Annotated in this window: 9 protein-coding genes; 2 read left to right on the top strand and 7 right to left on the bottom strand. The window is 59.0% G+C overall.

Annotated features, from left to right (window positions below):
- Positions 1-137: 137 nt before the first annotated feature.
- The 5 genes from PA598K_RS06415 to PA598K_RS06395 all read right to left on the bottom strand — a co-directional run bounded on the left by PA598K_RS06415 (position 138) and on the right by PA598K_RS06395 (position 8191).
- On the bottom strand, positions 138-1940 hold the full coding sequence (locus PA598K_RS06415) for a glycoside hydrolase family 20 zincin-like fold domain-containing protein (RefSeq protein WP_128656143.1): 1803 nt from the start codon (positions 1938-1940) through the stop codon (positions 138-140).
- Positions 1941-1968: 28 nt separating this feature from the next.
- Positions 1969-4512, bottom strand: coding sequence for an Ig-like domain-containing protein (locus tag PA598K_RS06410; RefSeq protein WP_185601628.1), 2544 nt, complete (start codon positions 4510-4512; stop codon positions 1969-1971).
- A 162-nt stretch (positions 4513-4674) separates the two neighbouring features.
- The gene (locus tag PA598K_RS06405) at positions 4675-6246 is read right to left on the bottom strand and encodes an extracellular solute-binding protein (protein ID WP_128656142.1); all 1572 of its coding nucleotides are present in this window, start codon (positions 6244-6246) and stop codon (positions 4675-4677) included.
- 96 nt (positions 6247-6342) lie between these two features.
- Complete coding sequence (locus PA598K_RS06400; RefSeq protein WP_128656141.1) at positions 6343-7209, bottom strand: carbohydrate ABC transporter permease; 867 nt, start codon at positions 7207-7209, stop codon at positions 6343-6345.
- 16 nt (positions 7210-7225) lie between these two features.
- Complete coding sequence (locus tag PA598K_RS06395; RefSeq protein ID WP_128656140.1) at positions 7226-8191, bottom strand: ABC transporter permease; 966 nt, start codon at positions 8189-8191, stop codon at positions 7226-7228.
- 294 nt (positions 8192-8485) lie between these two features.
- Here PA598K_RS06395 and PA598K_RS06390 point away from each other — a divergent pair, with 294 nt between their 5' ends.
- Complete coding sequence (locus tag PA598K_RS06390; RefSeq protein WP_128656139.1) at positions 8486-10732, top strand: helix-turn-helix domain-containing protein; 2247 nt, start codon at positions 8486-8488, stop codon at positions 10730-10732.
- 186 nt (positions 10733-10918) lie between these two features.
- The gene (locus PA598K_RS06385; protein ID WP_128656138.1) at positions 10919-11410 is read left to right on the top strand and encodes an NUDIX hydrolase; all 492 of its coding nucleotides are present in this window, start codon (positions 10919-10921) and stop codon (positions 11408-11410) included.
- Positions 11411-11940: 530 nt separating this feature from the next.
- On the opposite strand, the gene PA598K_RS06380 is transcribed toward PA598K_RS06385, so the two are convergent.
- A complete protein-coding gene (locus PA598K_RS06380) occupies positions 11941-12933 on the bottom strand; it encodes an ABC transporter permease (RefSeq protein ID WP_128656137.1) in 993 nt (330 codons plus the stop codon).
- Complete coding sequence (locus PA598K_RS06375) at positions 12930-14453, bottom strand: sugar ABC transporter ATP-binding protein (protein WP_128656136.1); 1524 nt, start codon at positions 14451-14453, stop codon at positions 12930-12932. Before PA598K_RS06375 ends, PA598K_RS06380 begins: the two co-directional genes overlap by 4 nt.
- Positions 14454-14515 lie beyond the last annotated feature (62 nt).

Here is a 14515-nt window from a genome sequence, read left to right as displayed (position 1 = left end):
CAAGCCAAAAAGCCGAGTCGGCGCAGCGTATATGATACGCGCGCGACTCGGCTTTTTGGCTTGGATGACGAGATATGCTCTTGCATCCGCCGACATCTATTGCTCGCCACGGCGAGCGTTTGAATCTCGAATGTCCCCTACTCTTCTTCCAGATGCAGTCCGATCTCGCGGTAGATCGTCCGCTCCAGATAATCGTGCAGATAGAAGCGCGACAGTACGAAATGCGTGGCCATCTCCGGTGTCTGGTACTGCTCCAGCAGCGCCTGCATGCGCGGTCGCGCCCGCTCGCGATCGCGACGGTTGCGCTGGTAGTTGTTGAGCAGCGAGCGCCATTCGGCCGGATCGCCGGGGAACAGCTCCCAGCGGTACAGATACTTGTGGATCGCTCGCGAGCGGTCCGTCGCCACCTCGTAGTCATGCATGTTCGCGATCAGCTCCGCTTCCTCGCGATGACGCTCCACCAGCTCCAGCACCTTCCAGATGCTGTCGTAATAATCCTCGATACGGTAGTTGCCGAGCGCCGCCTTCAGCGCACTCTCGCCGATCCCATGGAACTGCCCCATGAAGCGAGTCATATAGCTGTCGGTGTCGGCCTGACGGTTCCACGCCAGCTCGGCATGGAGCAGCATCGGGTACCAGGTCGTCTCGAATACGCCGTAAGGCACGCCCAGGCTGAAAGGTCCGGTCCAGTTCGTCCCGACGATGCAATCGAGCGCTAACTGCTCCGACACCTCGGCCCACTGGATTAGATTGTCCGTCCGGTTATCCAACACCGGGTAGTTCTGATGCTCGGCCCAGTCGAAGCTGCGGACTGCCGGCGCGCCCATCACCTCGATGCCCAGCGCGCGGAATTTGTCCGCCAAGCGACTTACATCGCTGACGATATTGCGACCGTTGTAGATCCAGATCATCGCGACGCCGCGGCGATCGAGACGAGCCAGCTCCTCCGGCGGACATTTGTCGAGCATGTCATGCCAGAAGATCGGCGTCTTGCCCCGCTCGGCTGCGAAGGCGATCAGCTTGTTCAGGAAGTCGATGAACGCCCGCTCCCGGATGCCGTCGTACCGCTCGATGCAGACTGGACATTCGCACAGGCTGTACACCTCATCGCAGCCCAAATGAATATACTGCGCCTGCGGATGACGGTCGATCATCTCCCCGAGCAGACCGGCGACCAGCGCAAACGAAGCGTCCTGAGACGGGCAGAGCTCGCCGATCGAGCGCTCCGTCTCGCGCAGCGGCTTGTAGGCGTCATGCCGCAGCGCATACTCCAGATGGCCGAAGCTCTGCTGCAACGGGATAATCTCGATGTACTGCTCATAAGCCGCCTTCAGCAGCGCCTCCAGATCCTGCTCGGTCAGCGCATAGCGAGGATGGACGAGCTCGGGATAGCCGCGGAACGGGAACTTGTCCTCGTATTCGATCAGCAGACCATTGATCTTGACCCGGGCGAACTCGGTCAGATATGCGGTCAGCCGCTCCGGCGTCGAATGCGTCTGTCGCAGATCGTAATTCATGACGCGCAGCGCCGTATCCGGCCAATCCGTCACCGCCTGCAGCGGGACGCCTGCAGGCTCGCTCTCCGTCAGCTCCAGCAGCGTCTGCAAGCCATAGTACAGGCCTGGCGCATCGGCAGCCGCGATCCGCACCCGATCCGTCTCCACGGTCAGGTGGTAGCCCTGCGGTCGATCGGTCAACGTCTCGGGCAACGGCACGTCGGCGTCCGTCGCTGCGATCGGCTGAGCGGATAGGATGACACTCCAATGGTCTGCGTCTATCTGCTCCTCCAGCGTGAGCGACGGATAACGCCGCTGCAGATAACGGGCCAGACGCGGGTCGGCCTGGCGCAGCCGCAGCCGGGCATAGAGCCGCTCGGGCGCCCGCCAGGGCGCCCCCTCTAACGGCTGTACCTGCTGCGCTTGAGGAATCAATGTGGTCATGGTCAGTCAAGCCTCCTGTTCATAGGGATCAGCTGCGCGCGATGCGCAGCACATAGTTGTCTGTTGTACCGTCCGCGTTGTACACCTGTACCGATACTGTGGCCGGTCCGCTGCCGATCGCGATCGGCGCAGCGGCGCTGCCGCTCGCCACCCGCTCGCCGCCTGCGACGATGACGCTCGTGGCCTCAGCCGCTGTAGGGGTGAGGATCAGCGACGTCACTGAGGCGGGCACGGTCAACGTATAGAGCGTCTGAGCCGTAGCGAAGGGCTGCGACCATGTGCCGGAGCTGGCCGTCAGAGCGCCGAGCCCGTGCCACGGCTTATACGTCGTCGTATGCGGTTCGTCGTAGGCGCTGGCATAGTAGTAACCTGCCAGGGCGATGCGCCGCGGCTCGAAGCCGGCTTGCAGCGCAGACGACAGATCCTCGGAGGCAATGGTCACATTGCCTGACGCATCCGTCGTCGCCTGCGCGTAGCGGCCGCCGGCATAAGTGAAGCGGCCTTCGGCCAGCGCGCCGGGCAATGGAGCGCCGGTCGCCAGATCCGCTACCGTGAAGGACGCCCGGAACTTGCCTGCGGAGTGGCTGATGTTCAGGTTGTTGACGATGAGCGGCTGCAGCGTCGTGCTGCCGGTCGTCACCGCCACCTCGGCGGTCGCCGGGCCGATATTGCCCTGCAGATCGCGAGCAGCGATCCGATAGTAGTAAGTCGTATCAGGCAGTAGGCCCTTGTCCTGGAACGTCTGGCTGCGCGAGAGACCTGCGATGTCGGCCGCGGTCGGCGTGAATCCGGCCTGCTCGCTGCGATAGATGACGTAGCGGTCGACCTCGGTATTATCCGTCGCCATGCCGTAGCGCACCTGGACCGTCTGATAGTCCTGCGCCGTAGCCGTGACCGTCCCGGCGAGCGCCGAGGGCGGCGTCGTGTCGGCAGGCGGCTGCCAGCGATAGCCCCCGTCGCCCCAGAAGGCCGGCAGCATCCGGTACGAGTCATAGTGATGGACGGCGATGCCGCCGAACGCGGAGCTAGGATCAAAGGCGGTATAGACTTTGTCCAGCTCGGCCTCCATATGGAGCCGCCCCTCCTCCCAAAACGTGATCGTCTCGGGATCGCCGCTGTTGGCAATGTCTAGCGTCTCGACGCCGATGACGACCGAGTCTGGCTTGCCGATCAGCTCGGCGTAGGCCATCTCGCCCGCTGCCCCGGCGATGATGCCCGCCGTGCCGTCCGCCGTATCGCGATAGTCCATGATCGAGATATAGTCCGAGATGTCCTGGATATGCTCGGAGAGCCATTTCGTCTGACCGTTCCAGACGATATTCGCCCCTTGCTCCGAGGTGTCGTACCATTTCGGGATCGCCGGGCCGAACGGCAGATTGATGCCTGCAGCGTCGCGGCGCGCGATCATCTTGCTCAGCCCGTCCAGATACTCGCCCTGCAGGAACTTGCTGCTGTCTTTGAAGTCTGGCGAGATGTACGGCTCGATATCGACGTTGATGCCGTCGAACCGCTCATTGGCCGCCGCCGACAGATTGTAGTTGACGATCTGCTCCATCTCGCGCACCGCATGGTGATGATATCGCTCGTATGCGCCCATATAGGCGGGCGACGTGCCGCCAGCGATCAGCGCATGGACTTGCAGATCGCGGGCATGTGCCCAGCGCATGAATGACTTGAGCTGCTCCGTCTGCTCCTCGAGCGCCCGATATCCGGCATAGCTCCCGACAGCGAGATACAGGGTCGTCACCGGCTCGCCGTCGAAAGTTGTGTCATGGATGAAGCTCTCCAGCACGCTGCGCGAGCCGGGATTCAGCAGCAGCTTGTAGCTCTCTGGCTCCCAGATCCACATCGCCCGGTCCTGATGCGGCATCGCGAACGGCTCGTTCGTGCCTGTGCCGACTTGCGCGTACACTGTCGGGCTATAGCCGTACCGTCCAGGCGCATTGGTCGCCCGCGCTTCGAGACTGAAGATACGATTGCCGAGTCCCGTCGTATCCCAGCTGTACGTATACGTACCTGGCCCGCTCAGCGCGACAGACTGCCAAGCGCTGCGGTTAACGCGGATCTGTACGAGATTGACCGGCGTCGCCGATTGCACGTCGATCGTCACGCTCACGACGCCGCTCAGCGCCACGCCCTCCGCCGGGCTGGTGATCGTCACGGTCGGCGCGGCCGCGGCCGCATTGTCGACGTCGATCAGCGCGCTGTCGCTCCAGACGCCGTAGCGGGTCGTCGTGTCCAGTCCTCTGGCGACCAGCTCGACACTGCCATGCCGCTGGACGGTAGGGAGCGTATAGCTCCATGTGCCGGCATCGGCGCCGCTAGGCGTCAGCTGCGGCTCCACCTGCTCGGTGCCATTGATGTAGAGCCGGACATCGTAAACCCCGGCGTAACTGCCGCTCACCGTTACCGGACCGCTTGTCACCGTCGCGCCTGTGGTCGGCGTATCGAGCGTGATCGATCCGGCCGCATGAGCGACCGTTGGCAAGCTTACGACAGGCATTACTAAGGCAAGCACGAGCACACAGAGCAGACTTGCAGTCCAACGCAGCTTTGGGCGGGGCATAATCATTAATCATCATCCTCTCGCTTCGTTTGATGGTTGATGGCACATCATGAAAAGCACACGGAGGCTCCGCTCGCCAGGCGAGCGGAGCCTGCCGCCTTCATATTCACCAGTAGCTCGCTCCTGAAATAACGTTCCGCTCCGCGTTACGAGGAGTGGGGGCTTCCACTAGTTCACTTTCAACTCGACATTTTGTTGACGGTCATAAGCAGCTTTATAGGTGTCGAGCAGCTTTTGCAGGCCGAGGTTTTCCAGCTCGGCGACATAGCTGTCCCACTCAGCGAGATCGCGCGAGCCGGTGACGAACTTGGCGAAGCTTTCGTCGCGATGCTTTTTGATCGCCTGGCCGGTCAAGGAGATAATCTCGTTCTCCTCCTCGGTGAACGCCGGGCGCGGCTGCATGTTGGCCGGATCGTACTTGGCCGCCTCCGTATAAGCGTTTTGCAGATCCTCGGAGAACAGCGAGAGATGCGCGTTATAATCGATCCATGCGTAAGTGCCGCTCGTCTGCAGCCCGGTCTGCTTGCGCATCTCGGTCACATCGGTGAATTCCGGCTTGAACTTGTATGTGTCGCCTTCCTTCTCGTACGTCTCGCCCTCGACGCCCCAGCTTGTGAGGACGCGCCCCTCTTCAGAGAAGAAGAAATCCATGTATTGCATAATATCCTCGATATGCTTGGAGGTCGAAGCGACGGTCAGACCGCCCTCCATATAGTGCAGGTACGGGTTATGCTGCGGTACGCCAGGAACGCCTGCCGGCGGCGGCATGAACTGCATATTGTATGACGGATTATCTTTTTGCATCGCATTGTTGAAGAAGTCGACGCGGCTAATATAATCGATCGTTACGAATGCCTGACTCGTCGACATCATATCCTGCCATTGCTTCGTCTGCAGCGACAGGAAGTCCGGCGGGATCAGCCCTTCATCGTAGAATGTCTTCCATTTCTCCACGAGCGCCTTGTAGTTGTCCTGGACCGGGCCGTACAGCCATTCCTTGCTCTCGAAGTCATAATAGGCACCCTCGCCTACGCCGAAGTTGACCGCGAGATTGGTGTTCATCTCATCCGGGATCTGACCGTAGCGCAGCGACAGCGGGTAGGTGTCCGGATATTTCGCCTTGAGCTTCTTCAGCGCCTCATACAGCTCGTCGAACGTCGCAGGCGCCGCCAGTCCCTCCGCCTCGAAGATATCCTGGCGATACAACCAGATCATCCGGTTCGTCTCGCCGAAGCCCTGATTCGGGAACATATACATCTTGCCGTCCGCAGACAACGCCGCCTTGGACTCCTCGGGGTACTGCTCCATCCAGGAGCTCAGATTCGGCATCTGGTCGACGTACTCGAGGATGTCGACGAGCGCGCCCTGTTGGCCAAATTTGTTGGACTCGCGCCGATTCGGCATATACATCAGATCCGGCAGATTGTTCGACGCGATCGCCAGATTGAGCGACTCGCCCAGCTTGCCCGACGGGGTCTGGACGTCAAGCGTGACGCCGGTTTTCTCCTTCAGCCATTTCCAGATCGGCCAGTCTGCCGTATACGGGAAGGTGGCGTTGTTATCGAGCAGCGCCGTGAACGTCTTGCTCGGCAGCTCGGTCTGCTCGGTGGTTGGCGGCGTATTGGTCTCCCCGTTCGTGCCAGGCGTGTTGGTGCCCGAGTTGCCGTTGCCCGACGTGCAGCCGGCCAGCAGAGCGACCGAGAGCAGGCCGGTCATCATGATCGAATACGGTTTTTTCATCGCTGTGTTCTCTCCCTCATATTGTTGTGGACAGCATACCCCGGCAGCACGCGATCGCGCAAGCGCGCCCCCGTGCGCCGAGCAGCGCAGTCAGGCTTAGCCTTTGACCGCGCCGATCATGGCCCCCTTGACGAAATACTTCTGAATGAACGGATATACGATGAGGATCGGCAAGGTTGACACCATAATGGTGGCGAACTTCAGCGACTCCTCGACAATCTGGTTATCACCCCCGATCCGGGTGACGTCGCCGGAGCTGACGCTTCCGGCCAGGACCAGGTTGCGCAGCAGCACCTGCAGCGGGAACATATCCTGCGAACGCAAGTACAGCAGCGGGAATATGAAATTGTTCCACAGTCCGACCGCGTAAAACAGCGCGATCGTCGCGAAGGACGCTTTGGACAGCGGAACGATGATCCTCATGAAAATACCGATGTCGTTAAGTCCGTCGATCCGCCCCGACTCCTCCAGCTCGCGCGGGATGCCGGAGAAAAAGGTGCGCATCAGAATAAGATTCCATGTGCTGACCGCGCCGGGCAGCACCATGCCCCATAACGTATCGACGAGGCCCAGCGAGCGGACGACCAGGAACGTCGGGATCATGCCGCCGCTAAAAAACATCGTGAAGACGATCAGCATCGTCAGCGGCGTACGGAAGGCCATCTGCGGCCGCGATAAGGAATAGGCCCCCATCGAGGTAACGACCATCGCGATGATCGTGCCGAGCACGGTGTAGATGAGCGTATTTTTGTACGCGGTCCAAATCTTCGGATCGCCTAGTACGATCTCATACATCTTGAAGTTGAGTCCCTTGGGCCACAGACTGACCTCGTTGCGCATGACATGGACGTCGGAGCTGAGCGATACCGCCAGCATGTGGACGAAGGGATACAACGTGACGACGACAACAAACAGCAGGATGAATGTACTGATCACATTAAACAGACTTAGCTTCCTTAACATGCGTCTCTCCCTCCCCTTACCATAGACTGGTCTCGCTGACTCGTCGGCTGAACTGATTGGCGCCATAGATGAACACCAGACTGATGATGCCCATGAACAGATCGATGGAGGCGCCGTAGCTGAAGTTGCCCTGCTCCATCCCGACCCGATACACATAGGTGCTGATAATATCCGCTGTCTCGTAGATCGCCGGATTTTGCATCAGGAACACCTTTTCGAAGCCGATCTCCAGCACCTTGCCGATGTTCAGGATAAGCGTGATGACGATCGCCGGCGAGATACCTGGCAAGGTCACATGCCACAGCTTGCGCATCCGGCTCGCGCCGTCGATGCTGGCCGCTTCGTACAGTCGAGGATCGACGGCAGTCAGGGCGGCAAGGTAGATGATCGTCTCCCAGCCGATATGCTGCCAGATCTCGGAGAGGACATAGACGCCGCGGAACATCTCCGGCTTCATCATAAAGTTGATCGGTCCGACGCCGAACATGCCGAGTAGGTTATTGATCAGTCCGCCGGAGGGAGAGAGGAACATGATCGCCATACTCGCGACGATGACGTTCGAGATGAAGTGAGGCAGATAGCTGACCGTTTGTACAAATCGTTTGAAGACGGCGTTTTTCAGCTCATTGAGCAAGAGCGCCAGGATGATCGGCGCCGGGAATCCGAACACCAACTTGTACAGACCAAGCAAGAAGGTGTTTTTCATGAGCAGGAGAAAGTCGGGATTGTCCAGAAACATCTTATAGTACTTGAAGCCGACCCACTTGCTCTCCCATATGCCCTTGAACAGGTTGTAATCCTTGAAGGTGATGATCAGACCAAACATCGGCACGTAGCGGAACAAGATAAAGTAGATCAGGCAGGGCAGGAACAAGAACCACAAATACTTGTTGTTTTGCCACAGCCGCGCCATCCGCGATTTGCGTTCCGGTCTAACATTCACCTTCCTGACCATGTTAGGTGTTGAATTTGCTTGCGCCATACGCATGTCTCCTCGTCGCTAGATATCGTCCTGCGTTCCGTCTGACGGCGGAGGACCTGTACACCGAGTATAGCTAGCGCAGCAAGTGAAAAGCTATCGCCAACATGCGGGAAGTATACACAAATCGGCGATTCTCGCAAAGATGTAGATGGAATATGAAAAGTGCATATTGTTTCTGAAGGGCTTAAAACGCTATCATATATATAATGAAGCTTCATAATGATGTTAGCTAATATATCGCGTTAGAAGGATTTCGAAGCGATTCATCGCCATGACCCGGGAGGTAGTACAACAATGATGAAACGACTGGCGCGATTCCGGCTGGCTTCCGGTTCCCTGCTGACCAAGCTCGTCCTGAGCTTCCTGAGTGTGATCATCCTGCTCGCCGTCTTTAATGTCGGCAGCTATCTGTACCTGCGCAACAAGCTATACGATGAGATCGTCCGTTATAATGAGCTGGGCATCCAGCAGTCGGTCGGCAATTTCGAAAATCACTTCCGTCTCATGCACAGCACCTTGATGGCGCTCATGCAATCCGACAAGTGGGTCGCCAACATGGGCGTGCTGAGCCGTGTGCAGGAGAACCGTCGCTACGATGTGATCGGCGAGGTGAAGGAAGAGCTTATCGCGCTGTACACCAATCCGTTCTTACATATCGAAAACTTCATCCTGTACTTCAAGGACGCGGACTATGTGCTGGAGAAGGATGGCACCAGCAACGCCCGGCAAATGTTCAGCCGCTACTATGAGAGCGAAGCTTATCCGCCGGAATTTTGGGCGGCTCAGGAGACGCATGACTATTTCCTGCAGATGCTGCCTGCGGCACGGTTCACCGAGTCGTCGGTCAACGCCGAGCGTTCGCTTGGCTTGCTTATGCCTGTGCTGGTCAAGGCTGCGCCTTATGAGGATGTCTACTGCATCCTGATGATGAATGTGAACAAGCTGTATCAGGCTTATGCCTACTCCGGCAATACGCCGTTTTATATTCTCGATCGCGAAGGCAGCCTGCTCTACTCGTCCCACGCTTCGGTGGAGATTCGGCAGCCCGTTGCCGCCGAGGGCAAGCTGCATGAGCGGAGCGGCGATCAGTTTTACTTTTATGCCAAAGGCGAGGCAACCGGATTCACCTATGTGCGCGTCACGCCGATCGCCAGCATTACAGCGGAGATGCTGCGACTGAACATCCTGCTGATCACGCTGCTCTCGGCAGCGATCCTGATCAGCCTGGTGACGGCCGTCCTGTTCAGCGTCCGGCTCACCAATCCGATCCAGCGCATCATCGATATGCTCGAGCGCAAGCAAGGCGCCGCCACAGCGACGACTTCGATCAAGGAATTCGCCCTCATCAGCGATCGCATGAGCCATATCCTGAAGACCAATGAGCGGATCAAGCTCGATCTGGACAACAAAAATACGCTCGTCCGGCAGTACGCTTATACGAACAAGGTGAAAAACATCCCGATGAACCTTAATCTGAAGGAGCTTGACGACAGTGTACAGATGAACCGGCCGTATATGGCGGTGCTGTACCAGATCCACTTCAAGCATCCCGATCGCGACTACGCGCAAGAGATCCAGCTCTTGTGGAAGCTGGTGCAAAACCTGCTGAAGGACGCCACGGAGGAGCCGGTGACGCTGCAGATGGAGCATAACCAGCTGATGTCGCTGCTGTTCCGACCGGCGTCGCAGCGCGCGGTGATGGATGTGCTGGAGACGCTGAAGGAGCTGCTGAAGGTTGACGACTATATGTATCTGACGATTGCCGTCAGCCCCGTCTACCCGGAGGATGCGGCATTCACCGATGCGTACGCCTCCCTCTCGCAGCTGCTCAAGGAGCGCAGACTCAATGAGGACACGCAGATCATCGTCGAGCCGCGCAGCGGCGTTATCCGCTCCTTCCATCTCACGGTGTCGCAGAGCGAGGAGCTGCATACGCGCTTGTCCTCGGGGAGCGAGCCCGCGATCCTCGAGTGGATCGATCGCCAGCTCGAGCAGCTGCAGCAGCAGGACGCAGCGATCGAGGATTACCTCGCCTTCGCGCGCGGCGTCGCGGAGCAGCTGGACAAGACGCTCGCACAGCTGAACATCACGGACCTGCCTGTCGACCCGGAGCGGCTGCGGCGGCTTCGCGACTACTACTCGGTCGAACAGCACCGCGCCTGGTATCGCGAGCTGGTCCTGCCGGCAGCCCAGCTCATCCAGAGCAAGCAAGAGACCAAGGACCCGGTGACGAGCTTCGTGATGGCTTATCTCGACGAGCATCTGCATGAGGATATCAACCTCGACCTTGTCGCGGACAAGCTGAATATCACGCCTGGCTATCTCTCCAGCTCGTTCAAGGAGAAGACCGGCACCAACTTCAGCGACTACCTCAACGACCTGCGGATCCGCCGTGCCAAGGAACATCTCGCCAATCTGGAGCTACGCATCCAGGATGTCGCCGGACTCGTCGGCTATCACAATGTGAACTCGTTCATCCGCATGTTCAAGCGCTACGCCGGCGTCACGCCCGGCGAATATCGCAAACGCATCGTGCGGTGATCGGTGAGGACGGTCTGCGTGGCGTGAGGCGTGGCAAGACGGGTGGCGTGAGGCGTGACAAGCGACGTGGCAAGACGGGTGGCGCGAGGCGTGACAAGCGACGTGACGAGCGGCGTGAGAAGCTTGGCGCTAAGAGATCATGCCGAATAAGTATAGCGCTGTTAAACAAAGCAGGAGGCTGGTGAAATGACAGAATCGCTCGAGGCGTTCCACAGACATATCGGAGTTTATGGAATATGCATCGCAGACGGATGCCTGTTGGTCATCCGCAAAATTAAGGGACCTTATGCGGGGAAATACGATTTGCCTGGCGGGCGACTGGAGCCTATGGAGACGCTGGAGCAAGGACTGCAAAGAGAGATTGCCGAGGAAACGGGATATCGGGCTCGCGCGTGCAAGCCTGTCGGGGCGTGCGACTTCACTGTGCGTTGGACGATGGCAGATCGTACGAACGAGTACCTCCATCATATTGCTATACTCTATGCCTTCGAGGTCAACCGGGTGGATACCGTCGAGGCGATCAGAATGTTCGAGGAGCAGGACTCTGAGGGCGCGCTCTGGTTGCCCCTGGCGGATGCAAAAAGCAACCATTGCTCGCCGCTTGTCATGCAAGCGGCAGAATGGCTGCGCACCGGTACGCTGCCTGTCAGCGCCGTCTCGGTCGATTATAGGGGATAGACCGAAATCCGGGGACAGCGTAACCATTCGAAGCTAATGGTCCTACTTGTGCGATATTTCGCACAGATCGGAGCCGTTTGGACGGTTTGCGGCGTTACTTGTGCGATATTTCGCACAGATCGGAGCCGTTTGGACGGTTTGCGGCGCCACTTGTGCGATATTTCGCACAGATCAGGACCGTTTGGACGGTTTGCGGCGCCACTTGTGCGATATTTCGCACAGATCGGAGCCGTTTGGACGGTTTGCGACGCCACTTGTGTGATATTTCGAACAGGTCGAGGCAGTTTGGACGGTTAGAGGTCCCACGGTCCGGGATCGTTCTTCCGATCGCTGTTGTCCCCAGTTCTCTTGATTTGTGCACCGGCTTTGCGTTTGAAATCTGGGGACAGCGAATGCTTTCGAAGCTAGCTCTTCTGCGAAAAACTCCGAGATGCACTAATTGCTTTCTGCAAGAAAGCGACTTCGAAAGTATCTTATTCGCTTCTCCAATAACGATTCCGTGTGTCCTCGGCATTTTGAAGTCAATTGGTCTAATGCTTGCGCTTGTAGTAAGTGATCGCAAGCGCCAGAGCAAGCACCGCGCCCTTGACGATATCCATCGCATAGTAGGGCACGGACATCATGACTAGACCATACGAGAGGATGCCGATCAGCACGGAGCCGGCTAGGGTGCCGAGCGCATTGGGCTTGCCCGCGCCGAGCACGGAGTAGCCGATAAAGGCGGCGGCGACGGCATCCATCAGCATCGGCGCGCCCGAGTTCACCTCGGCCGTCAACACTCGCGCGCCGATCATGATGCCGCCAATCGTCGCCAGTAGCGCCGAGATCAGATACGCCGCGAGCCGATAGCGGCTCACCGGCAAGCCCGACAGCTCCGCTGCCTCGCGGTTGCCGCCGATCATGTACATATAGCGTCCATGCTTGGTGTAGTTGAGGAACAGATGGACGAGGACGACCAGCACGAGCATGATGACGATCAGCCACGGCTCCTTGCCCAGCTTGCCGAAGAGCGCCGGGATCTGACCTGTGGCGTACTCGCCGCTCGGCAGGATCATGTTCTGCGACACGGTCGCTCCGCGCGTATACGTCAGGGCGATGCCCTGGAAGATGAACATCGTCGCGAGCGTCATGAGCATGTCCTGTATCTTGAAGTTAATGACGAGGAAGGCGTTGAGCACGCCGACGAGCAGACAGAACAGGATCGTCAGGCCGATGCCGACGCCGAGCGACTGGCCATGCCAGACGAATAGCGAGATGACGATCGCATTGGCCAGCGAAGCCGTCGAGCCGATCGACAGATCGAAGCCGCCGACCGCGAGCGAGACGGTCAGACCAGTGGCGATAATCGTAATAATCGAGATCTGGCGCAGGATATTAATGAGCGAGCTGCTCGTCAGGAAGTTGTCTGTAAATAGTCCGAATATGATTATGAGTACGACGATCGTCAGTAACGTGCCGTATTTGTACATAAAATCAAGAAATGAAAACGATGGTTTCTGCTTGGCTTGAGCCGATGCACTCATGCTTGTCCTCCCCCGGTGCAATAGACCATTAGTTCTTCTTCATCCGTGTCGGCCGTGACCAGCTCGCGGACGATCCGACCGTCATACATAACATAGACGCGATCGGTGATGCCGATAATCTCGCTAAGCTCGCTGGAGGCGTACAGGACCGACTTGCCACGCGCGGCCAGGTCAGCGATCAGCTCGAAGATGTCCTTTTTGGCGCCGACATCGACGCCCTTGGTCGGCTCGTCGAACAAATACACCTCGCTGTCGGCCAGCAGCCATTTGCCGATCGCCACCTTCTGCTGATTGCCGCCCGACAAATTACGCACGAGCGTCCGCTCGCTTGGCGTCTTGATGCCGAGACTGCCGATCATCGCTGCCGACGCCTGCCGCTCGCGTGACGGGCTGAGCCAGCCGAACGCCCGCGAGTAGCGGGATAGCGCCGCTGCCGTCAGATTGGCCCCTACCGGGTCATGGACGAAGATGCCCTCGCGCCGCCGCTCCTCCGGGATCAGCGCCAGTCCCTGGCTAACCGCTTGATGCGGTGTCCGCAGCCGCACTGCGCGCCCCTGGAGCCGCAGCTCGCCGGTGATGCCGGAGCTGGCTCCGAACAAGGCGCGGCACAGCTCCGTCTTGCCTGCGCCGACCAGACCGGCCAGGCCTATGACCTCTCCCCTTCTCAGGTAAAGGCTGATGTCCCGCAGCATCCCATCGTCCCCGAACCGCTCGACTTCCATAGCGATATCGCCCGGTTGGGAGACGCGCTCGGGGAACTGCTGCTCCATCCGCTGGCCCAGCATATGCTGGACGACGGCAGCTTGATCCATCTCGGCGAGCGCTGCTGATGCGACCTTCCTGCCATCCCGCATGACCGTGATGTCCTCGCAGATCTCGTACAGCTCAGGCAGACGATGCGAGATGAAGATGATCCCGACCCCTTCGTCTCTCAGCTGTCTCACTAGCTCGAACAGACGTGTCGTCTCGCTGCTGCTGAGCGGCGCCGTCGGCTCGTCGAGGATCAGATAACGGCAGTCGACCGCGACTGCCCGGGCGATCAGCACCATCTGCTTTTCCGCAAGCGTCAGCTCGCTGACAAGCTTGCGCGTCGGGATCGCGACGCGCAGACGGTCCAGCACCGCCTGAGCCGCCTGATGGAGCTTGCGCCAGCGGATCACCTGTCGGCTGCCCATGCCGCTGACCGTCTGGTCGAGCATAATATTCTCGGCTACGCTAAGGTAGCCGATCAAGGCGGTATCCACTTCCTGATAGACGATCTGGATGCCCAGATCCTTGGCATCGCGCGGCTTGCGGATGCGCGCCGGTTCGCCATCGACCCGGATCTCGCCCTCATAGTGATCGTAAGCGCCGGCCAACACCTTCATGAGCGTCGATTTGCCCGCGCCGTTAGCCCCGATGAGCGCATGCGTCCGACCTCTGGCAGCCGTGAAGTCGACCTCGCTGAGCGCCTGTACGCCAGGAAAAGCGATCGAGATGTTCCGCATCTCCAGACCGTCCCGCGCCGCTTGCTTCATCATTGATGCACTCCTTCCCCTAAACAGGATCGGGCGCTCTTATGTCAGACATAAGAGCGCCTTGT

The organism is Paenibacillus sp. 598K (assembly GCF_003851045.1).
Lineage (GTDB): Bacteria > Bacillota > Bacilli > Paenibacillales > Paenibacillaceae > Paenibacillus_D.
The sequence above is the reverse complement of the archived record's forward strand: the minus strand, read 5'-3'. Positions and strand labels throughout refer to the sequence as shown.

Excerpts from the sequence above, each read along its gene's own strand:
- PA598K_RS06380 (WP_128656137.1), bottom strand. The coding sequence starts at position 12,933 with ATGAGTGCATCGGCTCAAGCCAAGCAGAAACCATCGTTTTCATTTCTT.
- PA598K_RS06385 (WP_128656138.1), top strand. The coding sequence starts at position 10,919 with ATGACAGAATCGCTCGAGGCGTTCCACAGACATATCGGAGTTTATGGA.
- PA598K_RS06405 (WP_128656142.1), bottom strand. The coding sequence starts at position 6,246 with ATGAAAAAACCGTATTCGATCATGATGACCGGCCTGCTCTCGGTCGCT.
- PA598K_RS06375 (WP_128656136.1), bottom strand. The coding sequence starts at position 14,453 with ATGATGAAGCAAGCGGCGCGGGACGGTCTGGAGATGCGGAACATCTCG.
- PA598K_RS06390 (WP_128656139.1), top strand. The coding sequence starts at position 8,486 with ATGATGAAACGACTGGCGCGATTCCGGCTGGCTTCCGGTTCCCTGCTG.
- PA598K_RS06400 (WP_128656141.1), bottom strand. The coding sequence starts at position 7,209 with ATGTTAAGGAAGCTAAGTCTGTTTAATGTGATCAGTACATTCATCCTG.
- PA598K_RS06410 (WP_185601628.1), bottom strand. The coding sequence starts at position 4,512 with ATGATTATGCCCCGCCCAAAGCTGCGTTGGACTGCAAGTCTGCTCTGT.
- PA598K_RS06395 (WP_128656140.1), bottom strand. The coding sequence starts at position 8,191 with ATGGCGCAAGCAAATTCAACACCTAACATGGTCAGGAAGGTGAATGTT.
- PA598K_RS06415 (WP_128656143.1), bottom strand. The coding sequence starts at position 1,940 with ATGACCACATTGATTCCTCAAGCGCAGCAGGTACAGCCGTTAGAGGGG.